The sequence below is a fragment of the Ferrimonas senticii DSM 18821 genome, assembly GCF_000422665.1.
Lineage (GTDB): Bacteria > Pseudomonadota > Gammaproteobacteria > Enterobacterales > Shewanellaceae > Ferrimonas > Ferrimonas senticii.
In genome coordinates, this window is the sequence record NZ_KE383898.1 from 168,417 (window position 1) to 189,411 (window position 20,995).

At 52.1% G+C, this 20,995-nt stretch carries 17 protein-coding genes; 8 read left to right on the plus strand and 9 right to left on the minus strand.

All coding sequences use genetic code 11. From position 1 onward, the window contains the following. Window positions 1-121: 121 nt before the first annotated feature. Window positions 122-484 (minus strand): HU family DNA-binding protein, encoded by a 363-nt coding sequence (locus G506_RS0113920; RefSeq protein ID WP_276197721.1) that lies wholly within the window; start codon window positions 482-484, stop codon window positions 122-124. Between the two features lie 345 nt (window positions 485-829). On the opposite strand from G506_RS0113920, the gene rplY reads away from it, so the two are divergent. Then, window positions 830-1,117 carry a 50S ribosomal protein L25 gene (gene rplY / locus G506_RS0113925; RefSeq protein WP_028117388.1) on the plus strand — a complete coding sequence of 96 codons (288 nt, stop codon included), beginning with the start codon at window positions 830-832 and terminating at the stop codon, window positions 1,115-1,117. A gap of 225 nt (window positions 1,118-1,342) precedes the next feature. After that, window positions 1,343-3,724: a GGDEF domain-containing phosphodiesterase gene (locus G506_RS0113930; protein WP_156904908.1), complete on the plus strand. Its 2,382-nt coding sequence runs from the start codon at window positions 1,343-1,345 to the stop codon at window positions 3,722-3,724. On the opposite strand, the gene G506_RS0113935 is transcribed toward G506_RS0113930, so the two are convergent. Next, a complete protein-coding gene (locus G506_RS0113935; RefSeq protein ID WP_028117390.1) occupies window positions 3,721-4,317 on the minus strand; it encodes a UPF0149 family protein in 597 nt (198 codons plus the stop codon). The genes G506_RS0113930 and G506_RS0113935 overlap by 4 nt on opposite strands. 493 nt (window positions 4,318-4,810) lie before the next feature. Here G506_RS0113935 and G506_RS0113945 point away from each other — a divergent pair, with 493 nt between their 5' ends. Further along, window positions 4,811-5,224, plus strand: a complete 414-nt coding sequence (locus tag G506_RS0113945; RefSeq protein WP_028117392.1) for a hypothetical protein — start codon at window positions 4,811-4,813, stop codon at window positions 5,222-5,224. A gap of 17 nt (window positions 5,225-5,241) precedes the next feature. Here G506_RS0113945 and tamB read toward each other — a convergent pair whose 3' ends face one another. Together tamB and G506_RS0113955 are read right to left on the minus strand one after the other, a co-directional pair. Further along, window positions 5,242-8,982, minus strand: coding sequence for an autotransporter assembly complex protein TamB (tamB, locus tag G506_RS0113950; protein WP_028117393.1), 3,741 nt, complete (start codon window positions 8,980-8,982; stop codon window positions 5,242-5,244). Next, window positions 8,979-10,898: an autotransporter assembly complex protein TamA gene (locus tag G506_RS0113955; protein WP_051202151.1), complete on the minus strand. Its 1,920-nt coding sequence runs from the start codon at window positions 10,896-10,898 to the stop codon at window positions 8,979-8,981. Before G506_RS0113955 ends, tamB begins: the two co-directional genes overlap by 4 nt. Before the next feature lie 189 nt (window positions 10,899-11,087). Between G506_RS0113955 and G506_RS0113960 the strand changes: the two genes are divergently transcribed. Next, window positions 11,088-11,504: a CBS domain-containing protein gene (locus G506_RS0113960; protein WP_028117395.1), complete on the plus strand. Its 417-nt coding sequence runs from the start codon at window positions 11,088-11,090 to the stop codon at window positions 11,502-11,504. A gap of 67 nt (window positions 11,505-11,571) precedes the next feature. Further along, entirely contained in the window at window positions 11,572-12,357 is a 786-nt protein-coding gene (gene cysE, locus G506_RS0113965; RefSeq protein WP_028117396.1) for a serine O-acetyltransferase, read from the plus strand. 75 nt (window positions 12,358-12,432) lie between these two features. Here the strand turns inward: cysE and G506_RS0113970 are convergent, their stop codons facing one another. Further along, window positions 12,433-12,678: a hypothetical protein gene (locus G506_RS0113970; RefSeq protein ID WP_028117397.1), complete on the minus strand. Its 246-nt coding sequence runs from the start codon at window positions 12,676-12,678 to the stop codon at window positions 12,433-12,435. A gap of 294 nt (window positions 12,679-12,972) precedes the next feature. On the opposite strand from G506_RS0113970, the gene G506_RS0113975 reads away from it, so the two are divergent. Continuing rightward, on the plus strand, window positions 12,973-13,452 hold the full coding sequence (locus tag G506_RS0113975) for a hotdog fold domain-containing protein (RefSeq protein ID WP_028117398.1): 480 nt from the start codon (window positions 12,973-12,975) through the stop codon (window positions 13,450-13,452). Between the two features lie 47 nt (window positions 13,453-13,499). Here the strand turns inward: G506_RS0113975 and G506_RS0113980 are convergent, their stop codons facing one another. Further along, window positions 13,500-14,009 carry an Mpo1 family 2-hydroxy fatty acid dioxygenase gene (locus tag G506_RS0113980; RefSeq protein ID WP_051202152.1) on the minus strand — a complete coding sequence of 170 codons (510 nt, stop codon included), beginning with the start codon at window positions 14,007-14,009 and terminating at the stop codon, window positions 13,500-13,502. Window positions 14,010-14,068: 59 nt separating this feature from the next. On the opposite strand from G506_RS0113980, the gene G506_RS0113985 reads away from it, so the two are divergent. Further along, on the plus strand, window positions 14,069-14,995 hold the full coding sequence (locus G506_RS0113985) for a LysR family transcriptional regulator (RefSeq protein WP_028117400.1): 927 nt from the start codon (window positions 14,069-14,071) through the stop codon (window positions 14,993-14,995). Here G506_RS0113985 and G506_RS0113990 read toward each other — a convergent pair. Continuing rightward, a complete protein-coding gene (locus G506_RS0113990; protein WP_051202153.1) occupies window positions 14,992-16,200 on the minus strand; it encodes an alginate export family protein in 1,209 nt (402 codons plus the stop codon). The two genes, G506_RS0113985 and G506_RS0113990, sit on opposite strands and share 4 nt — an antisense overlap. 131 nt (window positions 16,201-16,331) lie before the next feature. On the opposite strand from G506_RS0113990, the gene G506_RS0113995 reads away from it, so the two are divergent. Beyond that, the gene (locus G506_RS0113995; RefSeq protein ID WP_028117402.1) at window positions 16,332-16,913 is read left to right on the plus strand and encodes a PhnA domain-containing protein; all 582 of its coding nucleotides are present in this window, start codon (window positions 16,332-16,334) and stop codon (window positions 16,911-16,913) included. Window positions 16,914-16,977: 64 nt separating this feature from the next. Here the strand turns inward: G506_RS0113995 and G506_RS0114000 are convergent, their stop codons facing one another. Together G506_RS0114000 and G506_RS0114005 are read right to left on the minus strand one after the other, a co-directional pair. Further along, window positions 16,978-19,617 carry a polysaccharide lyase 6 family protein gene (locus G506_RS0114000; protein ID WP_035387370.1) on the minus strand — a complete coding sequence of 880 codons (2,640 nt, stop codon included), beginning with the start codon at window positions 19,615-19,617 and terminating at the stop codon, window positions 16,978-16,980. A gap of 183 nt (window positions 19,618-19,800) precedes the next feature. Further along, the gene (locus G506_RS0114005; protein ID WP_028117404.1) at window positions 19,801-20,907 is read right to left on the minus strand and encodes a M20/M25/M40 family metallo-hydrolase; all 1,107 of its coding nucleotides are present in this window, start codon (window positions 20,905-20,907) and stop codon (window positions 19,801-19,803) included. Between the last annotated feature and the right edge of the window lie 88 nt (window positions 20,908-20,995).

The window sequence follows — 20,995 nt, forward strand, 5'->3', positions numbered from 1 at the left end:
AGAGCCAGAGCTTGCGGTTGGCAGTAGCTTGGCCACAAATCTGTCCAACTGCCAACTGCCAACTGCCAACTGCCAACTGCCAACTGCCAACTGCCAACTACCAACTACCAACTACCAACTACTAATTATTAACCGCTTTTTTCAGGTCACTGGCTGGTTTGAACGCCGCGACGGTACGTAATGGAATTTCAATCAGTTCGCCGGTTTGTGGGTTTCGGCCAGATCGTGGCAGATGATGACGTACTTCAAATACCCCAAGTTTGGGTATGTAGACGGTTTCACCTTCATGCAGGGCTTGGCAGAGACTTTGTTGTAGATGTTGCAGCACCAGGCGGCAGGTGGTTTGAGGCAGCTGGCTGCGTTCGGCCATCTGTTTAAGTAGTTCAGAGCGGTTCATAAGGGTTGTAACGATGACAGCAAGCCGCTGGTTATACCGCAGCGCTGGGAACGGTGCGAGTGACCCGCTTGATGATTGCCGCTTCACTGAACAATTACTGGTTTTTAAGCACAAAAAAACGGCAGTCTTAGTCAAGGCTGCCGAAGGTAACCATTAAGGTTTCAGTTTGGGAAGGACAAGCTTCGAGTTTCATATTACTTAGTCTTCTGAAAAAAAGGATGATCTGGCGCATTTTTTCTATCGACAGAATGTGATTTGGATCGACTTTTTGGGTGGCGTAGAGTCGGCACTGCCAACATCTGCTTTTTGCCGTGCCGCGCTACTTGTTTCCGCAGAAATTGCCGTGCTAATATCCGCGCGCTTTAACTAAGCCACAACAACGGACCTTGGTCGCAAAGGTCCGTTTTTATTTTTATGACTGAGGTATAAACCATGTCTTTCGTTTTTGAAGCTACCGTACGCGCAGACCTAGGGAAAGGTGCGAGCCGCCGCCTGCGTCACGCGAACAAAATCCCAGCGATCATCTACGGCGGTGAAGCTGCTGCAGTTTCTATCGAAATGGAACACGATCCAATCCTGCACGCTCAGGAAAACGACGCGTTCTACACCTCTGAGCTGACCATCAAGGTAAACGGCGAAGAAGTGAAAGTTAAGGCGCAAGCTATGCAGCGTCACCCGTTCAAGCCAAAAGTAACTCACGTAGACTTCGTTCGCGTGTAAGCTACTTGCTTGGATAGAAAAAGGCACCCTTCGGGGTGCCTTTTTCGTTTCTGCACTCCCCTGTAGCTCGTTGCTGGCCGCCGCCGTCGTTTAAGTTGGCCGAAAACCAACCGGCTTGCGCTAATCCGCTCTATAGTTTTTAGCAGCGGGCAGTTTTGCATAAGGAAGTGCAACGATGGTGCGGTCTTGGAGCGTGGATATTGGTGGGCGCAAGGAGTGCGACTGGTGAGGCTGAGGTGGTTACCGATAGCTGCACTGTTGGTGCTGCTGCTGCCATTGCTGTTAGACAGCTTGGATGGCCCAACACCGTGGCGTAATTGGCATCAGCAGCTGCAGCAACAGCGTTTTAGCCAGCAATTGCAACCGCTCCTGAAGCAACTTCAGCAACAACATGGCGACCAACCTCTGCCGCAGCATTCTGTACTGCGCCAATCGTTGCAGCAATTTGAGCAACTTCCCTTTGTCGAACACTACTGGCTGCTGGACCAGCAACAACTGGTGCAACTTAGCAGTGATCCCAGCGTGGAAGGGCGGCATCGGTCGCTGCTGCCGCTGGCAATAAATGACCATTTGAATCATCAACAGATCGCCGAGCCACAGTTTTGTGTGCACGGGGGCCAGCGGTTTTGGAGTGCCGCCGTAGGCAATCTGTCACTGCTATTAGCGATGCCGTTGGGTGCCAGTGACAGTGAAAACTACCAGCCGCTCTATCAAAAAATCCGTTGGCTTTGGCTCGGATTTGCGCTGCTGGCGGCCGCTGCGCTGGCAGTACTGCTGGGCTGGAGCATCACCAAGCCGCTACGTCAGCTAAATCAGCAGCTACAACAGGTTATCGCTAACTCCCAGTGGACGCCGTTGGCCTTAAAAAGCTGGTTCGAGCTTCGCAGCCTAAGCAGCACCATCGCTACCGCGGCCAACACCATTATTGATTTACGCCGGCAGCTGCAGCATCTGGATCAATCTACACAGATGCTATACCAGCGGATCCACGATGGTGTACTGGTGGTTGATGGCGAAGGTTTGATTGAATACATCAATCCTCAAGGGGTGCAGATGCTGGGGGTTGAAGATGCCAGTGAATTGCTGCAACAACCGTTAAACAGATTGTTGCCGGAAGGCTTGTTGCACAATCAAGCCGAACATTTTGAATGGACACATCGTTTGCCGGATGGCCGCCGCCGCCTGATGCGAGTCAACATCGAGATTGGTCGACAAGAAAACGGCTATCGGCAGCAACTGTTTTTGCACGACATCAGTGCCCAGCATCAGGCCGAGCAGCAACTGCGTAAGCAAGCGCATTTCGATGCCAGCGGCATCTACAACCAAAATGGTTTACAGCAAAAGTGGCGTGAGCTGTCGTTGGCCGGTGCCGATGCCGAGCTGTGGATTATGGTGGCGGTCGGTATCGACCGATTGCGTGACATCAACCTGTCGTTTGGCTTAGCGGTGACAGAACGATTAACCCACTATGTTGCCAGCAGCTTACAAAAGTTGGCGCCTCGCGGTGGTTTTTGTGGCCGGTTATCTCGAGAGCGTTATCTCATCGCCTATCCCTTGCAGGAACAGCAGCAAGATCCCAATAGACTTTGCCAGCAGTTAAGCCGCCATTCGTTGTTACGATCGATGCCAGTCGGTGGCAAAGCGGTGCGCTTTAGCGTCTCTTGTGGCTATGTACGTTTGGTCCATACCCATCAATTTTCGTCGGCGCTGCAGCGCTGTTTAACCGCATTGGATCTGGCTCAGGAGCAGGGGTTGGGGGTGGTTCAGCATATCACTGATCAGCAGTTTGATCGCTATGCACAGCAAAACCGCACGTTACTGCGGTTGCACAACGCCATTACCAAGCAGCAGTTGTTGCTGTACATCCATCCTAAGTTGCGCCTGAGTGATGGTGCAATTATTGGCGGTGAAGCGCTGGTGCGCTGGCGCGATAATGGCCAGTGGGTATCGCCAGCGGATTTTATCCCGTTGGCCGAGCGTGCCGACATCATCCACTTTATCGATCAGTACATGATTAAAGCGACTTGCCAATTGATCGTGCAGCTGCGCGGCAAGGCCCCAGGGTTGTCGTTGGCGGTGAATGTGTCCGCCAAGTTTTTTGGCCGGGAGGATTTTCGCCGCTACATCCGTGAAATTGCTCGGCAGCATCAATTACGCTCTGGCGAGTTGGAGGTAGAGATCACCGAATACAGTCTGTTGCAAGACAACGACGGCATTCGGCAATCGATAGAGTTGTTGGATAAGCTTGGGATCAGTTTGGCCATCGATGATTTTGGCACTGGCGCATCGAATCTGCAGAGCTTGATCGATCTGCCCATTAAACATCTGAAGATCGACAAAAGCTTTACTGAGCAACTGGTGCTCGATGGTCGCGGTAAACCGGTGGTGGAATCGATTTTTGCTTTTACCAAGCCGCTGCAGATCGCGGTGACCGCAGAAGGGATTGAAACCGAGCAACAGCACCAAGCGCTAAAGGCGCTGGGCTGCGATTATGCGCAGGGATTTTTGTTCTTCAAACCGTTGCCGGAAGCGGAGTTCATCCGATTGGTCGAGCACAGCGTGGCGGACTCGGGGCACCACGCTGCGGCATCATCGTCGTGCAGTTAGTGCAGTGTCTGGCTTGATTTTTGTTGGCTCCAGACTGCCATCAGCGCCTGTTCAAACGCCAGCAGCAGATCATCGGCGCTTGGTTCACCGCCGGCACGCCATGCCAGCGCATGCTCTTCGTCTGAACCAAGGGTCGCCAGATAGCCGACCATGCTGATGCACTCATCCAGTTCCTCAAACTGTTCGCCTTTTAGCTGTTCTTGCCACTTATCTTTGAGAAAGCGGAAACCAAATACGTAACCGGCACACCAGTTGCGCAGTGGTTGCGTTAACTGACGCTGTTGAAACAGTTCAATGGATTCATCCAGCGCCGATGGCAGCAGTTGTTGTTTTTGGTGCAGTTGCTCGTGGATCTGGTTGTAGAGCACGAACAGCAGATCCATATCCGCCTCATCAAACGGCCAATGGGTTTTGCTTGGTTGCATGGCGGCGATGGCGCAGCTCCAACCGCTGGGATCGAGGCTCAGCGGGTAGCAATGTAAGTGGGCGAGAAAGCCTTGGGTTTGCCAAAAGTTCAAACCACCGTGTTGGGCAGCTTGGTCGAGTACCTCAATCAGGCGTTTTTGATCAGATTTGGTCAGTTTGTTTTTCATAACTTAAGGGTCGCTATCGGTTGGCGGTTACCGCAGACGTGTTTTAGGGCATGTTGACCTTTGCCGTATATTTTTGCGCCTGTTATTGGATGTATTTAACAGCAAATTGAACTTGAAAGGTTGATTTGACTGTTGATTCGTCACTGGTGGAGCCTTGCAGGGTCGGACTAGCGACCGTCACTCTTCGTCATACGATTTCGACGTAGAGCCACTATGTCTTCAATCGCAATCCTCGATTGACAGCCGCTAGTCTCGACCAAATTCTGAACATCAAACGTCAACACGCCCTAGCAAGCATTGCAGATCTTGAAAAAATTGACATCGCAGCGGCCAATCGTTGTGAACTGGATCAAGAACGCCCAAGTTGGGCATTCGAGACGGCGATTCATAAGGCTCAAAAATGTCGTTTAGATCCAATTTATCAGCTTTGTTTTTGCGATTTAAGGAGGCATTACTCACAATTTAGGCCGCTTAAAAAATCCAGTCTGAAGATATGATCGATCCAACCATCCCACTCAGTGTGCAAGCGTTTAATGGTGACGACCTGCGTCAAGGCGACAGTGTTGTTGACGGTGTGTATGCACTGCTGCTAAGTACCGCGGTGGTCTGTTTTGCGGCGGCCTGCATCCATCTGTATCTGTACTTGCCAAGCGTGTGTCAGCAGGGGATCACCTACGATAACATCAAGGGCACTTGGGTATTTTGGATGTTTTTGCTGTCAGCAGTAGTGGCGATCCCAACCACGGTTAAGCTGCTTATGCGCTGCATTCGCGCTACCCATGAAGTGTCGTTTTACGCTTGGACCGTGGTGCTTATTGGTGGGGTGTTAAGTTTTGTCTATATTGTGTTCGGTATGAACATGATCAGCCGCGCCATGGCGATCATTTTGAGCAAATTCTTTAGTTAGTTCGCAGCCGGGGTTGCTCAGTTAATCTCAAACAGATAGTAGATGTCGAGCGACTGATTATCGTCCTCTTCCGAAACGGCGCTGACCGCCTCTAACCACAAACGTTGCAGTAAATAGTAGCGGACGGTCAGCTCCGATAACCCCTCGCCAAACACCTCGACCCCATATTTCACAAACAAGCGATCGCCAATATAGCCACTGACGGTGACTTGGGTTTGATCGCCGCTGCCTTCGGCATCCAGCTTAACCTGACGCAAGCCTAATTCTTCGCCGATGGCGGAGACCAAACCGCCAGTGGTGCCTACGCCTACGCTTAAGGCGGCCGCCGCCCACAGCGAGCTATCGCCATCGGCATTAAGTCCCTGACCACGGATCAGGTAGGAGAGGATCTCTTGCTGCTCCATGCTGCGATCAGCAAACAGGGTCAGTTTGGGTTGTTGCGGTACCCCAGTTAAGCGCACGCCAACGGTGAGATCTTCACTGTCGATTTGGCGCTGCGCTTCGACGTCCAGATTAGGAATGGTTGGTGGACCGTTGAAAACCAACTGACCACGGGCGATCTGTAGACGTTGGCCGTAGGCGTCGAACTGACCATCTTGCAGTTTCAAATTGCCGTAGACCTGCACCGGTTGGGTCGGCAACTGTCGTACCTGCAGATTGCCGCCCATCACCCCGCTTACCCCCAGCGCATCGACCTGCATCTGTGGCGCCAGGGCTAAGCGCAGATCCAAGGTGGTGCGCTGCAGAGCGCTGCGCTGCTGTTCAATACCACCATCAATGAAGACCACATCGTCGCTCAGACTGACCGCTCCTTTTGGCAACTCTTGCACCTGTAAGCGACCGCTATCAATGCCGATATCGCCGGTGATACTCAGTAGGGTGGGCGCCCAAATTAGGTTGAGTGTCGGCGACGCTTTGGCTTGCAGCAGAGGGGGGTAGAGAATATCCAGCTGTTGGCCGGTGAGTTTCGCCTCCAGTGCCAGAAGCTGCTGCCAATACAGCTTGCCGCTGAATTTCGCTAACCCTTCGCCAACCAAACTCTGCCCCTGAAATTGGCCATGATCGCCGTTGAAGTTAACACTCAGTTGCAGCTGCTCGAGCGTTGTTGGATTGATAAGGGTGCTGATTTTGCCGTCGCTCAGGGTTAATTGTCCTTGAAGCTGTGGTTGCTTCAGGCTGCCGCCGATCGTGATCTCGCCATTGAGTAGCAGCTCCGATTCGGTCAATTGCGGTAACCACACCAATAGCGGCGCTAGCTGCAACTGCTTGACTGATAACTGTCCTTGAAGCGGCCGCTCATCGTTGGTGCCAAGCAGGCCGCTTAACTGCAATGAACGCTGGTTATCGACCCGCAATTGGCTTTGATAGCGCAGCTGTTGCTGCTGCAAATTCAGTTTCAGCTGGCTGCTTAGCCATTTGAAGTTAGCGGGTGCTTGGCCAAAGCCTCGTTGCAGGCTGACGCTGCCGCCGCTATCACCAATATCGGCGGTAAGCATCGGATGTTGTTCTGGTGACCAGTTCAGTGCTAGTGAGCCAGTCACTTGCTGCTGGATCTGCATCTGTTGCGGTAACAGTGGCGCCAGCAGTTGTTCAATGGCGACATCCAACTGCCAGCTCATCGCGCCCCGTTGTCCCAGCAGTGATGGGCCGCGGGAGCAGGCACTGCCGCCTTGAGTTAACCAACAGTGTTGGCCGACGATGGCCTCAAACCGTTGCAGATCGGCCTTGATGTCGGTGGCCTGATTTAGACGTAGCCACCACTGCTGCCAGCGCAATTCCAGCTGTTGCAGTTGCCCATGCCAGTGTTGTTGATCCTGTAACTCACCAGCCAGCGCCAGTTGACCATCAATATTACCGCCAAGGCGGGCGGTTAGCCGTTGCTGGTTGATATCACCGCTAACTTCAGCACTGACCTGAGTGAGTGGTTGCTCAGCAACTAGGATCTGACCGGTAGTCACCGTCGCGTTAAGGCTGTGCTGGCGCAGCGGCAAGTAGTCGCCACTCACTCGCAAACTGGCCAGTTCGAGCTCTCGGTAAGCGAGTTGTTCGGCCAACAGTTCAATGCTGACTTGCGGATCGTTCTGGTTGCCAGCGACGCTAAAGTCAGCGTGTAGTTGGCCGTTAAGCTCGGCTAGCCACGGGCTTAGATCGGCGCTGTAGAGACTGCCATTAAGTTGCCAGTTGCCTTGCTGTAAGCCGCCGTTGATGGCAACGGCGGTGCCATTAAATTCGCCACTTAGACCGTCGCTCTGCAGTTGCCATTGGCTGTTTAAACTGCCGTTGCCCCGCAGCGCCAGCGGTAATTGCTGCCAACTGCCGCTGAGGTTCGCTTGTTCAACGGCAACCGTCCAATCGTTAGCATCGATAAAGTGCCCCTGAGAGCGGGCTTGGCCACTGAGTTGCAGCGGCAGGCGCTGATCCAGCTTAGCCAGGTCCAATCCTTGCGAACTCAGTTGGCCATCCCAGCGCACGCCGTGGCTAAGATCGATCTGGCCACTGCCGCTGGCTTGGCCGAGACCGCCGTCGATGGCAAAGGACTCAAGGGTAAAACGTTGCTGCTGGTGGCTGCCGCGAGCGCGGATCTGGGTTTGCGGATAGCCGGCGATCAGCAGTTGACCGTCTGCGTCAAATTGTTGCGCCAACAGGTCGCCCTGACTCTCCAAATTCAGCCCTTGAGCCTGATATTGAATCGGGCCCTGCAATGGCCAGCGCAGGGCGGCGTTAGTCAGTGCCAGCTGGTAGGGGAGCTTGGCATCGGTGAGATCCAGCTTGCCAGACAGCTGCCCCTGCCAGGGGGCGATAAACTCGGCGGTTAGCTGCGGCTTGCCGATGCTGTCGCTGATCTGCAGTGCCAATTCTAGACCTTGCAGTTGCGCCGCCCACGGCAGCTGCTTGATGGTGCCGCGCAAGCTGGCTGTCGCCGGGTAGTGATCACGAAACTGCATCTGATAGTCACCGCGCAGATTGGCCCATTGATGCTCAAGTTGTAGCTGGGTTAGCTGCAGTTGATGGCGGCGCCAGTGACCGTCAAACCCGGCGAATGCGATGCTCTGCTTAAGTGAGCCGGTGTTGATCTGCGCCTGAGTTACCCGGGCGGCGGCAACATTGATGGCGAACGGCAAGGCGACCTCGGGCAATGACGCCAAAGGTCCTAGCGTTGTTGTTGGCTCAGACGCCGGCGCGGTGGCTGGTGCTGCGGATGTTGCTTCGGCTTGGACTGGGATCTCGACCAACAGTTGGTGAATGTTGGGGGCGGCCAGGTTAAGCGCGGTTGGGCTGAACTCCAGCCCGGTGTCCAGTTCGGCGGCGCTGATAAGGATCGAACCCACTTGCACTCGCGTGTTGCTCAGCTGGGCATCGTCAACGTCAATCACGAACGGCAGTGGGATGCCATCGCTGCCAGTGGTCGCGGCGTCGCTATCTTGGCTGTCTCGGCGCTGTGGCAATTGCACATTGACATCGACGCCATCGGCTATCAGTTGTTCAGCACAGAGGCGACCATTGATAAAACACCAAGGTCGCCAAGTGAGTGCGGCTTTGGCAAAGCGCACCTGAACCTTGCCGAGATCCAGCTGAAACTGCTGCAGGGTGATCTGTTGATGTAAGGTGCCGCTGACGTACTGTACCTGTAAAAACGGCAGGGTTTTATCCACTAGCCAGACGGTGGCTTGACTGCCGGTAGCGGTGGTTAATGCCAGTTTGAGCAGCAACAGCAGAGCGATTAGGGTCAGCAGTGGTGCCAATAACCAACGGTTCATAGCTCGGCTCCGATGGTTAAGTGCAAGCGAATTGGTGGATCGTCTTCGCTGATGCCATAGCCGACATCGGCGCGGATCGGGCCAATGGGAGAGATCCAATGCAAGCCGACGCCGACCGAGTAAGCCCAGTCGATCGCTTTGCCATCGCGCTCATTAAAGGCGTTACCACCATCGGTGAAGGTGGCGATGCGCCATTTATCGGTTAGGTAGTATTGATACTCGATACTGGCTGCCGCCATATAGCGGCCGCCAATGATTAGTTCCGAGCCATCGTCATCTAAGCGTGGTGCCAAACTTTGGTAGGCAAAACCCCGAACCGTTTGATCACCACCGGCGAAGAACCGTAACGACGGTGCCAGTTGGTCGGTATTAGCGTCAGTAACATCGTTGATACCAAAATCCACGCGGCTGGTGATCCGGTGTCGATCCCATGGGGTGGTTACCCAGCGCCATTGTCCGCGAAAGCGGGTGGTTTCCTCACCATCGCTGTTCAGCGGTGTGCCGAACTCCAACAGATAGAACTGGCTGAAGCCATGAGTAGGATCCAGTGGCGGCCCACGCCTGTGGGTGCGACTGAAGCTGATCCCTGGCAGCAGATAGTCGGCCTGGTTACTGCGACCGGCCTGATCCCACTCCTCTTTGAGGTAACGTAGGAAGTAGCGGCGGGTCCAACTGTTGGTCAACACCGTTTGCCGGGCTACGCTGGCCTGCGCTTGGGTGCTGTCCAGATCGCCAAATGGCTCGCGGCCGAAGCTTAAGCCCAGTTGCAATTGATCGTTAATTGGGTGCTCTAGCGGAATTCGGTAACTGTGCGCCAGTTCTGGATTGATCCGTGAGATCTCCAGTCGAGTTTGTTGTGAATGGCCAAAGCGGTTGATCTGTGGCGTGCGCCAAGTGACCGAGGCACGCTCTTCAGTGTCGGTGGCGTAGCCTAGACCCACTTCAAAAGAGTGTCGTGGTGCCTTGCTGAGCGTCACATCAATTGGCACTTGATTGCTACTGCCTTCGCCTGGTTGGGGCAATACTCGAACTTCATTGAAATAGCCAACACTGGTGAGATCGCTGGTGAATTGGCTGATGGCATCGTTGTGATACAGGCTGCCAGGTTCAAATGGCACCAGCGATTGCAGTAACTCAGGTTCGAGATCAGAGCCGCTGAAGTTCACTTGGCCAAAGCGAAAGCGCTTGCCGCTTCGATAATGCAGCACGAGCTCGGCTTGGTTATTGGCGCGATCAACCGCAAGGCGCTGGCTAACCATGGCGCCATTAAAATAGCCCCGCAGCAAACCGGTACTGATCAACTGATTTTTCAGCGCCTCGTAGCGGCCATGATTGGCAATGTCGCCAACGGCAATCGGCGTCTGTTGCTGCAGTGCCAGCAGTACCGGATCCTGCTGGCCTTCACCATCGATGATCACCGACACCTTGCGATAGCGCGTGGGCTCACCGGCATCAACCGCGATGGTGATCTGCCACGGTTCGCTTGATTGGTCGAGGCTACTGCGGATCTGTGCTTGGTAGTACCCCAGAGCCTGCAACGCCTGTTGTACCTTGGTTTCCAGGGTAAATAGATACGCCGCTCGCTCTGGTGGCGTTGTCGGGAGTGGCAGTAAGAAAGCCGAGATGTTGTCTTTCAAGGCTCCTTTAACGCCGTTGACGATAAACACCAAGTTTGGCGTTTGCGTTTCGTTTAATCGTTGCCGTACCTCTTGACCAATTTTGCGACTTTCATTGCGGGTGGCGTCAATGACTCGTTCGGTGGTGTCCAGCACTTTGATGGTTGGATCAATCAGCACTTTATCAGCGAGCGTATGGCCTTCGTCCGCAAGGGCAGTAAGGATTGGTCGTTCGGTTGCAGTTGCAGTGCTGATGCAGGTAACCAACAGCAGCGCGAGCAGCCGAATTACATGGTACAAGGCGGGACTCCCAAGCGAGGCGGTGTTGACGGGCTGTTAAGAGTGTAAGGGGAACAGCGTGACCAACCAAGGGCTTTGCATTGATAACAATGAAATATCGAGCACGCTAATCGGCTTATTTGGGGTTTCGACACCGCAATAAACCGCTACAGTGAATAGAGTAGCTTGGTGTTTGTAGAGGGATGCTCGATGGAATCGTTACTAATTGGCAACTACATGGTACGCCACCCGTTGGTGTTGACGGTGACGATGTCACTGGATCAAGCCGCCGAGGCGTTATTGCATTCGGGTCAATCGGGCGCGCCGGTTACCAATGACCAGCAGCAGGTCGTCGGCTTTGTTTCAGAGCAAGAATTGTTGAAACTGATGGTGAAAGATGTCTATCACTGTGAATTGCACGCCACCGTTGCTGATGTAATGCGCACCGATGTGTTGACGGTCTCGCCGCAGGACTCGATCTTAGCGTTAGGGGAACAGATGCTTTGCGATAAGCCGAAGATCTACCCAGTGCTGGACGAGGGCAAACTGGTGGGGATAATCAGCCGCAGCCGAGTGTTAGCGGCGCTGAACGACCATATGAAGCAATGTTTTCGCAATAGCGCTTGAACCGGGCTGAAGCGTCGATTGCTTTGGATTACAATAACCTGAATTTGAATCGTCAGGTACAAAAGGAATGAAAGACCAAGTCTGGGCTCAACTGCGTGATGAAGCGACGGTTGTTACCCAAAACGAACCGTTGCTGACCAGCTACGTTCACACCTGCATTCTTAGCCACAAAAGCCTAGGGGCAGCGTTGAGCTTTATTCTGTCCAATAAGATTGCTGACGATGTGATGTCGGCGTCGGTAGTGCGTGAGTTATTGGAAGAGGCTTACGCGGCCGAACCGGAGATCATCGCCAACGCCGCTTACGATATTGATGCGGTGTTCCATCGAGATCCGGCCATCAAGCAGCAACTGACCATCTTACTGCACCTTAAAGGGTTCCAATCGCTGCAGGTGCATCGTTTGGCCCATTACTTGTGGCGCAACGGCCGCGAACCGCTGGCGCTGTTGCTGCAAAGCCGCAACTCTGAAGTGTTTGGGGTTGATATTCACCCGGCGGCACGAATTGGCAAAGGGGTGATGTTTGATCACGCCACCGGCATTGTCGTTGGCGAAACCGCCATCATTGAAGATAACGTCTCGATTTTGCAGTCGGTTACCTTAGGTGGCACCGGTAATGAATCGGGCGATCGGCACCCGAAGATCCGTACCGGGGTGATGATTGGTGCCGGAGCCAAAGTGCTTGGTAATATCGAAGTTGGCGAAGGCGCCCGTATTGGCGCTAATTCCGTGGTGTTAAATGCGGTACCAGCGCATGCGACCGTGGTTGGGATCCCGGCGCGAGTGGTTGGCAAAGGCGGGTGTAAAACGCCCTGTGAAACCATGGATCAAAACTTTTTATCCGAAGGGATCTAGGCCGCAGTTATCTGAACCTAGCTAGAAAAACGCCGCCAAAGCTCAGCTTTGGCGGCGTTTTGCTGTCTGTGCCGGTTAACAAGCCAGCGCGACGCGGAGATCTTTGAAAAACTGTTTTCGACCAGGGCAGTGGTCGTCGCCGTGTTTACGATTCAGTTGATAGCAGCGGTTGGGCAGATTGATCGCTTTCCCCCAAAGCACTTCGCCACGGGGATTGGTGGGATAGAGTAGGGTTTGATTCTTGGCTTGCACCACGGCCACCGGAACTGGGCCAATGCTTTTTAAGTAAACTTGCCCATCGGCGTAAATGCTGTCTTTCATCTGCGACTCCCTATATTGCTGCTGACCGAGTTTTATCCTCTTACCTTTCATAGAGTTAACTTGGCTTACAACTACCTTATCAAGTTCCGTTTGCGCGGTATACACAGTAGTGTTACATGATTATGACATCGAGTTAATTTGTGATTGCCATCAATGGCAGTGTAGCCAATCTTGAACGCACTGGCGCTGCTGGTATGCCGTCACCGTGGTTTTTGCTCTGCGCAGTCAACACGCCCTAGTGTGATTGCTCTAGGTGTTGTTATAGTGGTCACATCAACCACTGGGAATGTGATAATGGTTATGGAAAACAACTACGTATTAAAACTGTGGCGTAAGGTTAAAAGCTGGCCGTTTGGCTCGCGATTGATGGCGATGGCGATTGAGCGGCAAGCGCCCTATTTCAAAACCGTGGCGGTCAAGGTGTTGGATATCGTTCCCAACCGCGCTGAGGTGTTGATCACCAAGAAGCGCAAGGTGGAGAACCACATTGGTACTGTGCATGTGATTGCCATCTGTAACGGTTTGGAGTTTGCCATGGGGACCATGGCTGAAGCCTCGATCCCCAAGCATCTGCGCTGGATCCCCAAAGGCATGAGTTTGGATTACGTGGCGAAGGCCGACAGTGACATTCGCTGCGTTGCCAAAGTAAATCCTGATGATTGGCAGCCCGGGGATCTTTATGTCGAAGTCATTGGCTATACCGCGAGTAACATCGAAGCGGTGCGCGGCACCATTAAACTGTGGATCAGCGAAAAACCAGCCAAAGCCGCGTAGCACAAGGACAATCGGCGAGCATTAGGCTCGCCGATTTACGGTCTAGCTCAGTTAGCCGAGACTGGCTTTGGCTGGTAGTTAATCCCTAGCTTTTGATAGATAAAGCTCAGCAGCCAGATTGGGCCAATCAACAGAAACTGCACATCTTCTAAAAAGCTCGGTTTGGCACCTTCGATTTTGTGACCCACAAACTGCACCACCCAAGCGATCACAAACAGTAGCAACGCGGTTTGCCACAATGGCACGGCAACGGTTGCCAGATGCCATTCGATAATGCCCCAGTTGATGGCTGTGACCACAATCATCCCCAATGCCAGCGGTGGCGATAACCGAAAGTAGAATGCCAAGCTAACCAGCATCAGCACGGTAGCGCCATTGACCAGTGGTAGTTGTGGTAACTGCAGATGCCACAGCAGCGCCAATACAGTCCAGACGATCACCGGCACGCATAGCCAGTGGATCAGTTTGTTGGTTGGATTTTGGTGACTGACGCCGTAAGCATCCAGCCACTGTTGCACGTTCTTGTTTAGCATGGTGACCTCAATATCGTGTGACATTAATCACACCCTATGTCAGCCTTACCTATTAATCCAATGCTGGTTTGTCAGGGTTATGTATGACAGATATTCATCAGTTGCCAACGTCATCGCGGCTTGATCTTAATTTGTATCGGATCTTTCGAGCGGTGGCTGAGACCGGTTCTACCGGCGCGGCGGCGCAGCAGTTGCACCTAACCCAATCGGCGGTATCTCACGCCTTGGCGCGGTTGCGGCAACAGGTGGGGGATCCGCTGTTGGTCAAGCAGGGGCGTGGTTTGGTGCTAACTCGATTTGGTCGCGAAGTGTTGCCGCAGGTGGCGACCGCCTTGGATCTGCTTAATCGCTGCCAGCGCAGCGATAATGGTTTTGACCCAGCCAGTTCGCAATTGGAGTTCCAGTTGGGATTTCGCGATCTATTGGAAGCGCTGTTGTTGCCACCACTGGCAGCGAAATTACAGCAACTGGGGGCGACGATCCGGTTGCGATCACAGCGGGTCTTAGGGGCGCAACTGCAGCAGCAACTGCTGGATGGCAAGCTGGATCTGGTGGTCGACATTGAACGTCCAGTATCGGCCCAGATCGCCAGTGCGCCGTTTCGGCAGGAACCGCTGACTTTGTTGCTGCGTGATGATCACCCGTTGCTGGCGCAGCCACTGACGATGAGTGATTATTTGGCCGCGCAGCACGTATTGGTGACCTTAGAACCGAATGAACGCACCTTCGTTGAGCAGCGGATGCAGGGCTTATCGGCCACGCGGAAAGTCACCGTCAGTTGTGAAAGCTACTTTGCTGCGGCAACGGTAGTGGCCAACAGCGACCTATTGCTGACCATGCCGTTGGGCTTTGCCAAGCAGTTGCAGCAACTGTTGCCGCTGCAACTTCGACCATTGCCATTCGCCTGCGAACCCTTACCGGTGCGGTTATATTGGCGTCGCAGTCACTCGGATGATCCTGCCACCCGGTGGCTGATTAACACCATCCGTGAACTGGCACTGCGCGTTTAAAAACTGGCGCTGAGCCACAACCACAGCTTATCGGTATCCACCTTACCCGCAGCGGCATCACCGGCACGGTAATAGGCATACTTGATCCCCGCTTGGTAGTACTGAGCGAAACGGCGGCTGAAGCTGAGATCGATCTCATCGCCCAGATCATCAACGCCAGCGCGAGCGGTTTCGGCGCTAAAACGGTGGTAATTAAGCGCCCAGCTGCCGGCTAGCGCGTTGCCGCTAACGCCAACGTAGTAGTCCTCTAGCCCTTGCTCTGGGGTCGTTAAAAATTGGTCGCTCCAGCCATTGAATTTATGCAGCGTCGCCAATGGGGTGGCAAAGCCGTAGTTGCCACCATCGGAGCCGAGTACTTCAAGGCCGGCGTGGAAATGCAGTTGCTGCCATAACACCCCAAGTTCAAGCAAATAGTAGTTGGCATTAAAGCTGCCACTGCTGCCGTCGGCTTGCTGCCATGCAAATTCCAGTTGGTAATCAAAGGTGGCTTGTTGCCCCGGTTGTTGGCCTTGAAAGCGCAGGCCATAACTGTCCAGTTGACTGTCAGCGTCTTGGTCATCCAGCAGGTAGGCGTAGCTGCTGAAATTGCCTAGGCTAGTTTGCCAATTGAGATTCAGTAGGTGGTCATTGGCATCGATGTCCCGTGCTTCGGCGAAGATCCGGTTGCGCTGGTTAAGGTAGTAGTAGCGCAGCGTTAGGCCAGTGAGCGGTTGCCAACGCAATGCCGCGGCATCAAAGGTCTGTCGGTCTTGACGCCAACCTACGTCACCGATGAAACGCTGGTTATCTAATAGCACCGCTTGGCGGCCGATTGTGGCTTGCCACAGGCCGTTGTCATAACGAATAAATCCTTGATCGAGTTCGGTCGTTTCTGGGTCGGCAATGGTGGCGTAGTTGGGGCGCGAACCTAAACCATCGTTATAGTCATCGATGCCAAGTTGGCGCGAGTCTTCAAACTCTAGCAGTGCCGACCAGCCCTGCCATTGGCCGCTGGCTAGACTTAAACGGGTACGTAGGGTTAAGCCATCTGCGTTATTTAACGCGTTGTCTTGATTGACATATTCATAGCGAACCCGCGCATCAAGCTTGAGCGTAGCAGCGCGGATGGCGTCGGTAATGGTGTCGTTGGCTAAGGCAGGGCAAGCCAGTAAGGCGCTACAGGGCAAAGTGGCAGCCAACAGGTGCAAGGTAGGTCGTATCGTCATAGTGATTCTCCTTTGCGGCTATGACGATTTTAGTCGGCATCACGGTAGCGCACCGTTTTGCGCGGTCAGGCTATTCTCATTGGGTAGGTGGATGGGCATAATACGCCGTCGCAAATTTGAGGAACCTGATTATGGCAATTTTAAAAGCCTTGACCGAACGCTCTGGTAACCAATGTGAACTGTGTGCCGCTACGGACACCCTGAGCGTTTACGACGTGCCACCATCAGACGGTGCCGATTCAGATAAAGCGGTTCTGGTATGTGCTACCTGTGCGGCGCAGATTGCCGACACCGACAACATGGATGGCAACCACTGGCGCTGCCTGAATGACGCTATGTGGAGTCAGGTACCTGCGGTACAAGTGATGGCGTTTCGCCAGCTGAACATGCTGGTAAACAACGGTCAGACTTGGGCGCAAGATCTGCTGGATATGCTGTATCTGGATGAAGAAACCCAAGCGTGGGCGGATCTGGTTGTTGCTAAAGTGGCCGCAGAGCAAGGCGAGGCATGTTACGACGAGCTGGGCGTAAAACTGTCTGCCGGTGACAACGTTTACATCATCAAAGATCTCGACGTAAAGGGTTCTTCATTGGTGGCTAAGCGCGGCACCACCGTGCGCGGCATCTCGCTGACCAATAACCCAGAGCACATCGAAGGCCGCGTTGACGGTCAGCGCATCGTGATCATCTCTAAGTACGTGCGTAAAGTGTAATACTTACGATTTACTGAGATAAAAAAACGCGACCATTTGGTCGCGTTTTTTGGTTGTACAACGGTTATTCGATGAGGCGGCTAACCAGGCGAATATCGTCGAAGTAGGCTTTTGCATCCTCCGGCGTTGGTTGTTGATGCTCTAGCACAAAGTGATCGAGGCGAACTTGCAATTCATCGTTAGTGAACTGCTCATGAGTAAGAATTTCCTCGCTGCTGTAATTTTTGGTATCAACAATCAAATGAGCGCCAATAGTAACCTGTTGATTACTGCCTGAATTAAAAGGAAGTTTGACCTGCTTGAAACAGTCTTTTACCGAACCGGAAGGATTGTTTTCGATATCGGCAGCGTGAAAATCGGCTTTGGCTAGCAGTTGTCCATCATTCCCAGTGGCCGTCACTTGCACCGTGGTTAATGAGTCAGGGCCTTTGGAATCGCAGATATATAGTGATAGTGTTATGTCTGTGTTTTGAGGCACGTTAGAAACTAGCTGACTTAGCCCTGGTTTTGACTCAAAGTCATGATTTATTGAGGTTTTCTTGAACCTTATGCGGGCAGAGGCGTTTTCCGGTTGATCGCTGAATGCGCTGTCTCCCGAACTGCCGACATCACCTAATCCATTATCGCTGTCTTCGTCAGTAATCCAGACATTACTGCTACCTTTATTAGCTTTAAACTCGGCAAAGTTATGATCGGCTACAGGTACAGTGGCATTGATTTTTTCAGGTAAGCAAAGTTGCAAAGTGACCTCGCCATCAATAGTGCTGTCAAATTCTGTGGCGCTCCATTGATAATTGCTGCTTGACCCAGCAAGCGTTGCCACTTCACCGATTTTAATTTGGTAATTTCCTTTAGCAAATGCAGAAATTGCATATCGACGTTGACTTTCCAAGGTTACGATTTGACTTAATGTGCTGCTTCCCGTCAGCATGACGCTGCTGTTGCGAGAAAACGCATCATTATCATGAACTAGTTCGGCCCCGTTTGCCTGCCATTGCTCTAACTCATTATCGAAAGCCGCATTGGCAATATTGCTCACTGCAATTATTGGTTGTGGTTTTGGTACACGGTAACTAACAGGGCCGACATCGGGGTAATTTAGTGGTTTTAACTGGGATGGTAGAGCTTGACTGTCATCTGCACCCACGTAGGTCAGTTCACCGCGTTGTTGACCATCCATATCGATACTGACTGCATCGAAATTGCCTTTTTCATAATCATGATCCGTGGTTAACAATTCTAAATCAGGCTTAGGCCGATAAAGATTGTCATCTTTCTCAAGTTGTAATCCAGCACTAGTAAAATGGAATTCTGGACCACCTTGCGAAATTTCATCGGTATCAGAGAACATTTGCCCAAATACGATATTATTGCTGACGTTAGAGTCCGGAGATATTCCTCGCTCCGTTCCAACTACCGCCGCACCAATGGCATGGTCAATTAAGTTATTAGCCAAGAAAATATTTTTAGGTTGACGGCTCTTGTCTCCACCATCAATATTTAAGCTGTTTACGCTGTCGACCACGGTATTAAATGCAATATGGACATTTTCAGTTTGTTGATAACCATTGCTCCCATCTCCAGCCCCATCAGAACCTAATATTACAATTCCGCCATGATGACTGCTGTTTAGGTAACGAGCACCTTCAATATAGTTATTGGTTACAGTATGGCCATCATCTACAATTCGAATTCCGCCGGAAAAAGGATAGTCGTCGCTTAAAATAAAGTTGTTACTTATTTGATTGCTATTTCCATGGCGATTGGTGAGCGACCCAAAACTATTTCTAATAGTATTGCCAGCAATGACGTTATGGCTGGCTTTATTCGATATTACTTCTGCCTCACCTTGGATCCCTTCGAATAGATTGCCGACGATGAAAGAATCTCCTCGATATTGATGAGTATCGCTTAATCCAGTTCTGATCGCTTCATAATCATTATCATCGTTGCTTGGATACAGTTTGTTTCCTGTTGGAGCTCGGTTCGCGATGTAATTGCGATAAACAATTATATTTTTCGCCAATTCATTTTCTTTTGTTGCCTCATCCCAATCCTTATCAACCCATCGATTGAAAGAAATCATTGGGTTTTTTGATTCTTTGCCGCTAATGACGCTGTGATCAAGCCAATTACCATCACCATACAGATGTACCAAAATACCATATTCCTTGGTCGCTTTGGCGTTGATGATCGAAACTTCGGTTATACGACAGTTTTTGCAAAGATTATGCGTTGCTAGGCGGGTGCTTATCAGTGAGTCGGTGTAATTTACATTATTAAAAATGAATCCTTGAAAGCGGCTATGTTCGCCCCCCATGTGAATTGTGATTTCACCACCATTAAAAATTACTTTTCCTGAGTTTTCGGCTGCTATAACGATAGGATTTTCTTCACTCCCTTGGCCGCCAAACCTAAGCTCTAAACTTTCATTGTAAGTACCATCTGCCAAGCAAAGAGTAGTTCCAGCGGGTAACTCTGTAGTCGCTGCTCGTTCTAATTCATCAGGTGTTTCATATACAACGGTGCAATTAACTTCTGGAACAGTTAAGACTTTTTCAGGAAGGCCAAAATCTATCGGTTCAGACACCGGCGGTGGTGTCACTGGTGGTGGAATTTGTCCTGGAGAATCTGCATTGTTTTTATCAGAACCACATCCAAATAAAAGCATAAAAATAGCGATATTCAATGATTTTTTTAACATAATTCTAACCTATGAAATGGCATTTCAATCGTATTGGTACGGCATTTCTTTATTTTGGTAAATAACTTGCTGATGGGTTACTTGATCTGGGTCATTAGATAAGTTGTAAAATTAAATTCGAGTGTCACAATGCATAAAAAACGCGACCATTTGGTCGCGTTTTTTGTGGGCGTTTGTCGATGATTAAGCGGTTAGGTACTGCTCAATCATGGTGGCGATGGCCACCATATCGGCGATGGCGATATATTCGTCGGTGGTGTGCACCTTGGCCATCCCGGTAGACAGGTTTACGGTGGTTAAGCCTTTTTCGTTAAAGATGTTGGCGTCGGAACCACCGCCGGTAGAACCCAGAATTGGGGCGATGCCACAGGCGGTAAAGGCGGCGGATACCGCCACCACCAGCGGATGCTCGGCGGCAATCCGGTATGGGTTGTAGGAACGATTTACGTCGATGTCGATGCCGGCACCGTGCTTATCGGCCGCCGCTTGGAAGGTCGCCACCATGTGTTCAACTTGCGCCGCCAGCTTACCCTCATCCAACGAGCGGGCTTCGGCTTGCAGTTTGAGTTCTGGCATCACGATGTTGGTCGCCAGACCACCGGCAACCACGCCGATGTTGGCGGTGGTTTCGGCATCGATACGTGACAGCTTCATATTGGTGATCGCATCCGCCGCCACCGTCAGGGCATTGATCCCTTGTTCTGGGGCAACACCGGCATGGGCAGGTTTACCTTTGATGGTGACATTGATGTTCTGCTGACCTGGTGCGGTGGTAATGATGGTGCCGATTGGGCCGCCAGAATCCAATACGATGGCGTGGTTGGATTCAATTAGACTGGTATCGAACAACTTGGCACCGTACAGGCCACGCTCTTCATCGATAGTAAATGCCAGCTCCAGTGTCTTATGGGCTTTGCCACTGTCTTGGATGGCGCGAACCGCTTCGATGATGGCGGCGATGCCAGACTTATCGTCACCGCCTAAGATGGTGTCGCCAGCGCTGGAGATGATGCCGTCGTTGATCACCGGCTCAATGCCGTTGCCTGGGGTTACGGTATCCATGTGGCAGCTCATAACCACGCTGCCTGGCAGGGTGCCGTTTAGCTTGGCATACAGGTTAAAGCCGTTGCTGCGTTCCGCTGGCACCGCTTGTTTGGTAATGGTAAAGCCCAACTGACCCAGTTGCTCGGCGAGGGTCTCGGCGATCTGCTTTTCATTGCCAGATTCGCTGTCGATCTTTACCAGTTCAATAAAATGATTAACCAAACGGTCTTGGTTGATGGCGGTCATGGTTCACCCTGTTTCTTTATGCTTAGCCAGCCAATCTAACCAATCTGAAAGACAAATTTGGTGAAGCACATTGCAAAAGCGGCAACTT

Coding starts and splice junctions, on each gene's coding strand:
- G506_RS0114005 (WP_028117404.1), bottom strand. CDS start 20,907: ATGACCGCCATCAACCAAGACCGTTTGGTTAATCATTTTATTGAACTG.
- G506_RS0113985 (WP_028117400.1), top strand. CDS start 14,069: ATGACAGATATTCATCAGTTGCCAACGTCATCGCGGCTTGATCTTAAT.
- G506_RS0113945 (WP_028117392.1), top strand. CDS start 4,811: ATGATCGATCCAACCATCCCACTCAGTGTGCAAGCGTTTAATGGTGAC.
- G506_RS0113990 (WP_051202153.1), bottom strand. CDS start 16,200: ATGACGATACGACCTACCTTGCACCTGTTGGCTGCCACTTTGCCCTGT.
- cysE (WP_028117396.1), top strand. CDS start 11,572: ATGAAAGACCAAGTCTGGGCTCAACTGCGTGATGAAGCGACGGTTGTT.
- G506_RS0113960 (WP_028117395.1), top strand. CDS start 11,088: ATGGAATCGTTACTAATTGGCAACTACATGGTACGCCACCCGTTGGTG.
- G506_RS0114000 (WP_035387370.1), bottom strand. CDS start 19,617: ATGTTAAAAAAATCATTGAATATCGCTATTTTTATGCTTTTATTTGGA.
- G506_RS0113975 (WP_028117398.1), top strand. CDS start 12,973: ATGGTTATGGAAAACAACTACGTATTAAAACTGTGGCGTAAGGTTAAA.
- tamB (WP_028117393.1), bottom strand. CDS start 8,982: ATGAACCGTTGGTTATTGGCACCACTGCTGACCCTAATCGCTCTGCTG.
- G506_RS0113970 (WP_028117397.1), bottom strand. CDS start 12,678: ATGAAAGACAGCATTTACGCCGATGGGCAAGTTTACTTAAAAAGCATT.
- G506_RS0113935 (WP_028117390.1), bottom strand. CDS start 4,317: ATGAAAAACAAACTGACCAAATCTGATCAAAAACGCCTGATTGAGGTA.
- G506_RS0113995 (WP_028117402.1), top strand. CDS start 16,332: ATGGCAATTTTAAAAGCCTTGACCGAACGCTCTGGTAACCAATGTGAA.
- G506_RS0113980 (WP_051202152.1), bottom strand. CDS start 14,009: ATGTCACACGATATTGAGGTCACCATGCTAAACAAGAACGTGCAACAG.
- rplY (WP_028117388.1), top strand. CDS start 830: ATGTCTTTCGTTTTTGAAGCTACCGTACGCGCAGACCTAGGGAAAGGT.